The organism is Pseudomonas sp. RW10S2, assembly GCF_014268985.1.
In the GTDB taxonomy this organism is placed as follows: Bacteria; Pseudomonadota; Gammaproteobacteria; order Pseudomonadales; family Pseudomonadaceae; genus Aquipseudomonas; species Aquipseudomonas wayambapalatensis.
The window spans coordinates 22,997-29,627 of sequence record NZ_JABWRO010000068.1 but is presented as its reverse complement, the minus strand read 5'-3'; the positions used below and the strand labels follow the sequence as shown (position 1 = coordinate 29,627).

7 protein-coding genes are annotated in these 6,631 nt (G+C 65.0%); 4 read left to right on the top strand and 3 right to left on the bottom strand.

What is annotated here, in order from left to right; translation table 11 throughout:
- Window positions 1-151 precede the first annotated feature (151 nt).
- Complete coding sequence (locus HU729_RS15695) at window positions 152-3,010, top strand: class I adenylate cyclase (RefSeq protein WP_186710921.1); 2,859 nt, start codon at window positions 152-154, stop codon at window positions 3,008-3,010.
- Between the two features lie 10 nt (window positions 3,011-3,020).
- Here HU729_RS15695 and rnk read toward each other — a convergent pair whose 3' ends face one another.
- From rnk to cyaY, 3 genes are all read right to left on the bottom strand, one after another.
- Entirely contained in the window at window positions 3,021-3,431 is a 411-nt protein-coding gene (rnk, locus tag HU729_RS15690; protein ID WP_186667372.1) for a nucleoside diphosphate kinase regulator, read from the bottom strand.
- 131 nt (window positions 3,432-3,562) lie between these two features.
- Window positions 3,563-3,784 (bottom strand): DUF1289 domain-containing protein, encoded by a 222-nt coding sequence (locus tag HU729_RS15685; protein WP_054891606.1) that lies wholly within the window; start codon window positions 3,782-3,784, stop codon window positions 3,563-3,565.
- A gap of 1 nt (window position 3,785) precedes the next feature.
- Window positions 3,786-4,118 carry an iron donor protein CyaY gene (cyaY, locus tag HU729_RS15680; protein ID WP_054891605.1) on the bottom strand — a complete coding sequence of 111 codons (333 nt, stop codon included), beginning with the start codon at window positions 4,116-4,118 and terminating at the stop codon, window positions 3,786-3,788.
- Window positions 4,119-4,329: 211 nt separating this feature from the next.
- On the opposite strand from cyaY, the gene HU729_RS15675 reads away from it, so the two are divergent.
- The 3 genes from HU729_RS15675 to dapF are packed head-to-tail and all read left to right on the top strand — an operon-like array spanning window position 4,330 to window position 6,625.
- Window positions 4,330-4,533, top strand: coding sequence for a lipoprotein (locus tag HU729_RS15675; RefSeq protein WP_186667371.1), 204 nt, complete (start codon window positions 4,330-4,332; stop codon window positions 4,531-4,533).
- Window positions 4,534-4,542: 9 nt separating this feature from the next.
- Complete coding sequence (lysA, locus tag HU729_RS15670) at window positions 4,543-5,790, top strand: diaminopimelate decarboxylase (protein ID WP_186710920.1); 1,248 nt, start codon at window positions 4,543-4,545, stop codon at window positions 5,788-5,790.
- A 4-nt stretch (window positions 5,791-5,794) separates the two neighbouring features.
- Complete coding sequence (gene dapF / locus HU729_RS15665) at window positions 5,795-6,625, top strand: diaminopimelate epimerase (RefSeq protein ID WP_186710918.1); 831 nt, start codon at window positions 5,795-5,797, stop codon at window positions 6,623-6,625.
- Window positions 6,626-6,631 lie beyond the last annotated feature (6 nt).

Genomic DNA, 6,631 nt, shown 5'->3' with positions numbered 1-6,631 from the left:
GGCGCTCCGACTTGTCCCGCGATGAGGCCCATAAAGACACCACACCCCTAAGGCGCTGGAAAAATGGCGTCAAAATGCCACTCAACCTCTTATCCGACCTCGCCACTCAGGCTAAACTCGCCGGTGCTCCCCCGGCCTGCCTGAGTGCGTCATGAACCACCCCCATGAAATCCGCCCCGATCTGCACGAAGGTATCGACCGCAAGGTGCTGTCGACCCTGCGTGGGCGCTTTCTACAACTGAACGAGGGCCGTCTCGCGCGGGCCAAGGAAGGGCTGTCCAGCCGCCAGCAGCAGGTACTGACGCTGCTGCCGCTGTTCTTCCACGTCAATCATCCGCTGCTGCCGGGCTATGTGTCAGGCAGCACGCCTGCGGGCGTCTCGGGCTTCGAGCCGGACGCCGACCTGCTGGCCGAAGCCCAGCGCCTGACCCGGTCGTTCACCTACAAGGCCCGCCACGGCAACCCGCCACGGCCGATTCATGGCCTGTTCCTCATGGGCAGCCTCGGCACCCTGGCCCAGGCCGAGCAAAGCGACATGGACCTGTGGGTCTGCCATGCACCGGGCATTGGCGAAGGCGCCCTGGCCGAGCTGCGGCGCAAATGCCAGTTGCTCGAAGCCTGGGCCGCCACCCAGGGCGCCGAGGCGCATTTCTTCCTGATCGAGCCCCAGGGCTTTGTCCAGGGCGAACGCGACAGCCAGCTCAGCTCCGACGACTGCGGCACCACCCAGCATTACCTGCTGCTCGACGAGTTCTATCGCACGGCGATCTGGCTGGCCGGACGCACGCCGCTGTGGTGGCTGGTGCCGGTCTACGAAGAGCACAACTACCACGCCTACACCCAGACGCTGCTGTCCAAGCGCTTCATTCGCGCCCAGGACGACCTTGACCTCGGCCACCTCGCACACATCCCGCCCGGGGAGTTCGTCGGCGCAGGGCTGTGGCAACTGTTCAAGGGCATCGACTCGCCCTACAAGTCGCTGCTCAAGCTGCTGCTGACCGAGGTCTACGCCAGCGAACACCCCGAGGTACGCTGCCTGAGCCTGGACTACAAGCGCGCGGTGTTCGCCAACCGCCTGGACCTCGACGAGCTGGACCCATATGTCATGGTCTACCGCCGCATCGAGCAGTACCTGCAGCGCCGTGGCGAACATGCACGCCTGGAGCTGGTGCGGCGCAGCCTCTACCTGAAGGTCAACAAGAAGCTCAGCGCCCTGCCCCGCACGCGCAGCACCGGCTGGCAGCGCCAGCTCCTGGAGCGCCTGACCGACGAGTGGGGGTGGGACGAGCGCCAACTGGCGCTGCTCGACAGCCGCAGCCAGTGGAAGGTCCGCCAGGTGGCGGTCGAGCGTCGCGAGCTGGTGGCCGAGCTGAACTACAGCTACCGCTTCCTCAGCCAGTTCGCACGCGACCAGAGCGCCAGCAGCCGCGCCGATCAACGCGACCTCAACGTGCTGGGTCGGCGCCTGTACGCGGCCTTCGAGCGCCGCGCCGGCAAGATCGAGGTGATCAACCCGGGCATCGCCCCGGACATCGCCGAAGATACCCTCACCCTCGTCCAGTCGCCCAACCGCAAGGAGCCGGGCACCCACCACTGGGGCCTGTACAACGGCAACCTGGGCGTGCACGAGTGGGAGCATTTCAGCCCGATCAAACGCTGCCGCGAGCTGCTCGAACTGCTGACCTGGGCACACCGCAACGGCGTGATCGACAGCAGCACACGTCTGGCCCTGCACCCCGGTGTCAGCGACCTGAGCGAGTTCGAGCTGTTCAACCTGCTCGGCAGCCTGCAGCAGACCATCGCGCTACCGCTGGAAACCGTCAGCGAAATCCGCCTGCTGCAACCCAGCGTGGCCGACGAGATCCTGCTGCTGGTCAACGTTGGCATCGACCCGCTGCGTCATCACCGCGACCTGAACATCCTGATGACCACCGAGCGCACCGACTCGCTGAGCTATGCCGGGGTGCGCGAAAACCTGGTGCTGACCTTCGACCAGATCACCCTGAACAGCTGGAACGAAGTGCTGGTGCAGCGCTACGACGGCGAGCACGCGCTGATGCGCTGCCTGCGTGACTTCCTCAACAGCCAGGGACCGCGCACGCAGCGTCCACGGCTACGGGTGCGCTGTTTCTGCCACAACCGTGCGCAAGCGATCGCCCAGCGCGTCGAGGACATCTTCGAGACCGTGCAGTTGCTGCTGGATCAGGGCCTGAACCACCGCTACCTGCTGCAAGTGGCGCAGCACACCCATGTGCTAGACCTGGTGCCTGGCCAGGTCAGCCTGACCACCCTGGACGATCAGGATGCCGTGCTCGCCCACCTCGGCGAGGAGCGCAGCCAGTACAGCCCGCTGTACCTGGACGCCAATGCCTTGCAGGACCACGACCTGCCACTGGTGCTGGAACAGGGTCAAGCGGGCTGCATCCAGGTGTTCTATCGCCTGCACGAAGGCTGGGCCGAACTCTACGTACTCGACGAATACAACGCACTCTGGCTGCAGCGGCTGCCACTGCAGGACGAAAGCCACCTGCTGCTGCCCCTGCAACGCTTCCTGCAGTCGGTGGTGGTGCGCCGCGATGCCCAGTTGCCGCTCGACAGCCTGCAGCAGGCCGCGCTGGACATCCTCTACTACCAGCTACTGCCCAACGGCCCAGGCAAATGCCGTGCCCTGGAGCCTCGGCCCGCGCCACAGGTCGCGAGCGGCCAGCCGTACTACGAAGTGCAGGCGATTCTCCAGGCAGGCGCGGGGGATGACGTGCATGTCACGCTGTATTGCGACCAGCAGGAGTTTTCCCAGCTCGATCACGGCGACCAGCTGTATGCCGTGGTCGCCCGGCAGATTCTCCGCCAGCGCCGCAGCGCCGGGAACTACCGCTGCTACATCACCGACCTGGACCTGTCCGAGCTGCTCGAGGACGAACAGGGCTCGACGGTGCTGTTCCTGCGCTACAAGCGCGAACTGGAGCAGTCGCTCAATGATGGGCTGGAGCAGCTACAGGCTTGTTTGTAGCTGATGCCGTTCAGAGATCGAAATCACCTGCCGCTTCAGGCTGGTATTCCACGGCGAGCAGCTTGAGCTTGAGCGTCTTGCCGCCTGGCGCCGGCCAGTCGATCTGGTCGCCCACCGACAGGCCGAGCAGCGCGCAACCGATCGGTGCGAGGATCGAGACGTTGCCTTCCCCGCCTGCGTCCTTCGGGTAGACCAAGGTCAGGTGATAATCCTTGCCGGTGGCTTCCTCGCGGCAGTGCACGCGCGAGTTCATGGTCACCACGCCCGCCGGGACCTCCTCGTGGCCGACCACCTGCTCGGCGCGGTCCAGCTCGTCCTGCAGGGCGAGCACACCCGGCGTGCTTTCGTCGAGGCTGTCGAGCAGACGCTCAAGACGCTGCACGTCCAGTCGGGTGAGGATGAGGGAAGGCTTGGTGCTCATGGTCCAGTCAGACTCCTTTCAACGAAGTATTTCAAGCTGTAGATAAAGCAAAACCCCGCCCAAGGGCGGGGTTTGAGAATGCTTCTGGTGCGGCCAGTACCGGACTGACACTACCACAGCCGGGCAAATACTCAAGCCTGTGGCGTCGAAGCCCTCAGTGCGTCGGCCTCGCGGCAGATCTGCCGCCGCCGCTCGTCATCGGCCGAACGCCATTCGCGGATATGCTCCACATGACGCATGCATCCAGTGCAGACACGGCGCTCGTCGAGACGGCAGACGCTGATGCACGGCGAAGGCACGGCCGGGCTGACATTGCTGTAGAGCGGCTTGGGCGGCCGCGGTTGCTCGCTCATCTCAGATCTCGTCGAAGTCCAGCTTCTCGCCGACCCGCTCCCAGACGATGCGCTCGAGCATCTCGCCGAGCAGTTCTTCGCTCTTCTCGCAGACCCACTTGCCGCTCTCTTCGTCATAGTCGAAGTGGAAACCGCCCGAGCGATCGGCCAGCCACAGCTGACGCAGCGGCTCCTGGCGGCTGAAGATCAGTTGGCTGCCGTTGTCGAACTTGATCGTCAGGACACCGGCGGAGTTTTCCATGTCCAGGTCCAGGTCGGTCTCGTCGAACAGATCCTCCAGGGCCTGTTGGGTCGCGTCGACCAGGTCGTGGAAACGCGCTTCGCTCAAACTCATTGCAGGAACCTCGAAAATGGCTGCACACACGCAAGCCGGGCACGATACGACCGCTGGGCGCTGATTGCAAAGACTAGCGACCGGCAGCACCTAGCCCAACCCTCACAACCAGCAAGCCTGGCCCGCCCGACGGACCGGCCCTTGCATAGGCAATCCGGCGGTCGCTCGGTATACTCGGGCGCAATACTGCTTATTTCAAAGGATTTCACCCATGAAGCGCCTGATTTCCTCCATTGCGGCGCTGGTCGCTGTAGCCTGCCTCGTTTCGGCCTGCGGTCAGAAAGGCCCCCTGTACCTGCCTGAAGACGGCAAGGACGGCAAGAGCGCACGCAAGTCGTCGCACCAGCACGCGCAGCCGGCCAAGGCCGCCCCGCAAGACGAAGAATCGCTGCCCGAGCAGTCGCCAGCGCAGTAAGGAAATCCAATGGACGCATTCAACTACCGCGACGGTGAACTGTTCGCGGAAGGCGTGGCCCTGTCGGCCATTGCCGAACGTTTCGGCACCCCCACCTACGTCTACTCGCGCGCCCACATCGAGGGCCAGTTCCGTAGCTACACCGACGCCCTGCAAGGGGTCGAGCACCTGGTGTGCTTCGCGGTCAAGGCCAACTCCAACCTCGGCGTGCTGAACCTGCTGGCTCGTCTGGGCGCAGGCTTCGACATCGTTTCCGGTGGCGAACTGGAGCGTGTGCTGGCCGCTGGCGGCCGTGCCGACCGCGTGGTGTTCTCCGGCGTCGGCAAGACCCGTGAAGACATGCGCCGCGCCCTGGAAGTCGGCGTGCACTGCTTCAACGTCGAATCCACCGACGAACTCGAGCGCCTGCAAGTGGTGGCCGCCGAGATGGGCAAGGTCGCCCCGGTCTCGCTGCGGGTCAACCCGGACGTCGATGCCGGCACCCACCCGTACATTTCCACCGGCCTCAAAGAGAACAAGTTCGGTATCGCCATCGCCGATGCCGAAGCCATCTACGTGCGTGCCGCACAGTTGCCCAACCTGGACGTGGTCGGTGTCGACTGCCACATCGGTTCGCAGCTGACCACCGTCGACCCGTTCCTTGACGCCCTCGACCGCCTGCTCGACCTGGTCGACCGCCTTGCCGACTGCGGTATCCACCTGCGTCACCTCGACCTGGGCGGCGGGGTCGGCGTGCGCTATCGCGACGAACAGCCACCGCTGGTCGCCGACTACATCAAGGCCATCCGCGAGCGCGTCGGCGCACGCGACCTGGCCCTGGTGTTCGAGCCCGGCCGCTACATCGTCGCCAACGGCGGCGTGCTGCTGACCCGCGTCGAATACCTCAAGCACACCGAGCACAAGGACTTCGCCATCATCGATGCGGCGATGAACGACCTGATCCGTCCGGCGCTGTACCAGGCCTGGATGGACGTCAGCGCGGTCAAGCCACGCGAAGGCGAAGGCCGTGCCTACGACCTGGTCGGGCCGATCTGCGAAACCGGTGACTTCCTCGCCAAGGACCGCCAGCTGAACCTCGCCGAAGGCGACCTGCTGGCCGTGCAGTCTGCGGGCGCCTATGGTTTCGTCATGAGCTCGAACTACAACACCCGTGGCCGTTGCGCCGAAATCCTGGTCGATGGCGACCAGGCCTTCGAAGTCCGCCGCCGCGAGACCATTGCCGAACTGTTCGCCGGCGAAAGCCTGCTGCCGGAGTGAACCCATGCTGCTGCGTTTCACCAAGATGCACGGGCTGGGCAACGACTTCATGGTCCTGGACCTGGTCAGCCAGCACGCGCACATCCAGCCCAAGCATGCCAAGCAGTGGGGTGACCGCCATACCGGCATCGGCTTCGACCAGCTGCTGATCGTCGAGGCGCCGAGCAATCCGGAAGTGGACTTCCGCTACCGGATCTTCAATGCCGACGGCTCCGAAGTCGAACAGTGCGGCAACGGCGCGCGCTGCTTCGCCCGTTTCGTGCTGGACAAGCGCCTGACCGCGAAGAAGCGCATCCGCGTCGAAACCAAAGGCGGTGTCATCGAGCTGGATGTGCAGAACGATGGCCAGGTCTGTGTCGACATGGGCCCGCCGCGCTTCATCCCGGCCGATATCCCATTCATCGCCGACCAGCAGGCGCTGAGTTATCCACTGGAGGTCGATGGCCAGGTCCACTCGATCGCCGCGGTGTCCATGGGCAACCCGCATTCGGTGCTGCGCGTCGATGACGTGCGCAGCGCCCCCGTGCACGAGCTGGGGCCGAAGATCGAGCACCATCCGCGCTTCCCGCAGCGGGTCAACGCCGGCTTCATCCAGGTCGTCGACCGTCACCGTGCCAACCTGCGGGTATGGGAGCGCGGTGCAGGTGAAACCCAGGCCTGCGGCACCGGCGCCTGCGCCGCCGCCGTAGCAGCCATCGCCCAGGGCTGGATGGATTCTCCCGTGTCCATCGACCTGCCGGGCGGGCGTCTGAGCATCGAATGGGCCGGCCCCGGCAAACCGGTGCTGATGACCGGCCCGGCCGTACGCGTCTACGAAGGACAGGTTCGTCTCTAAGCGAGT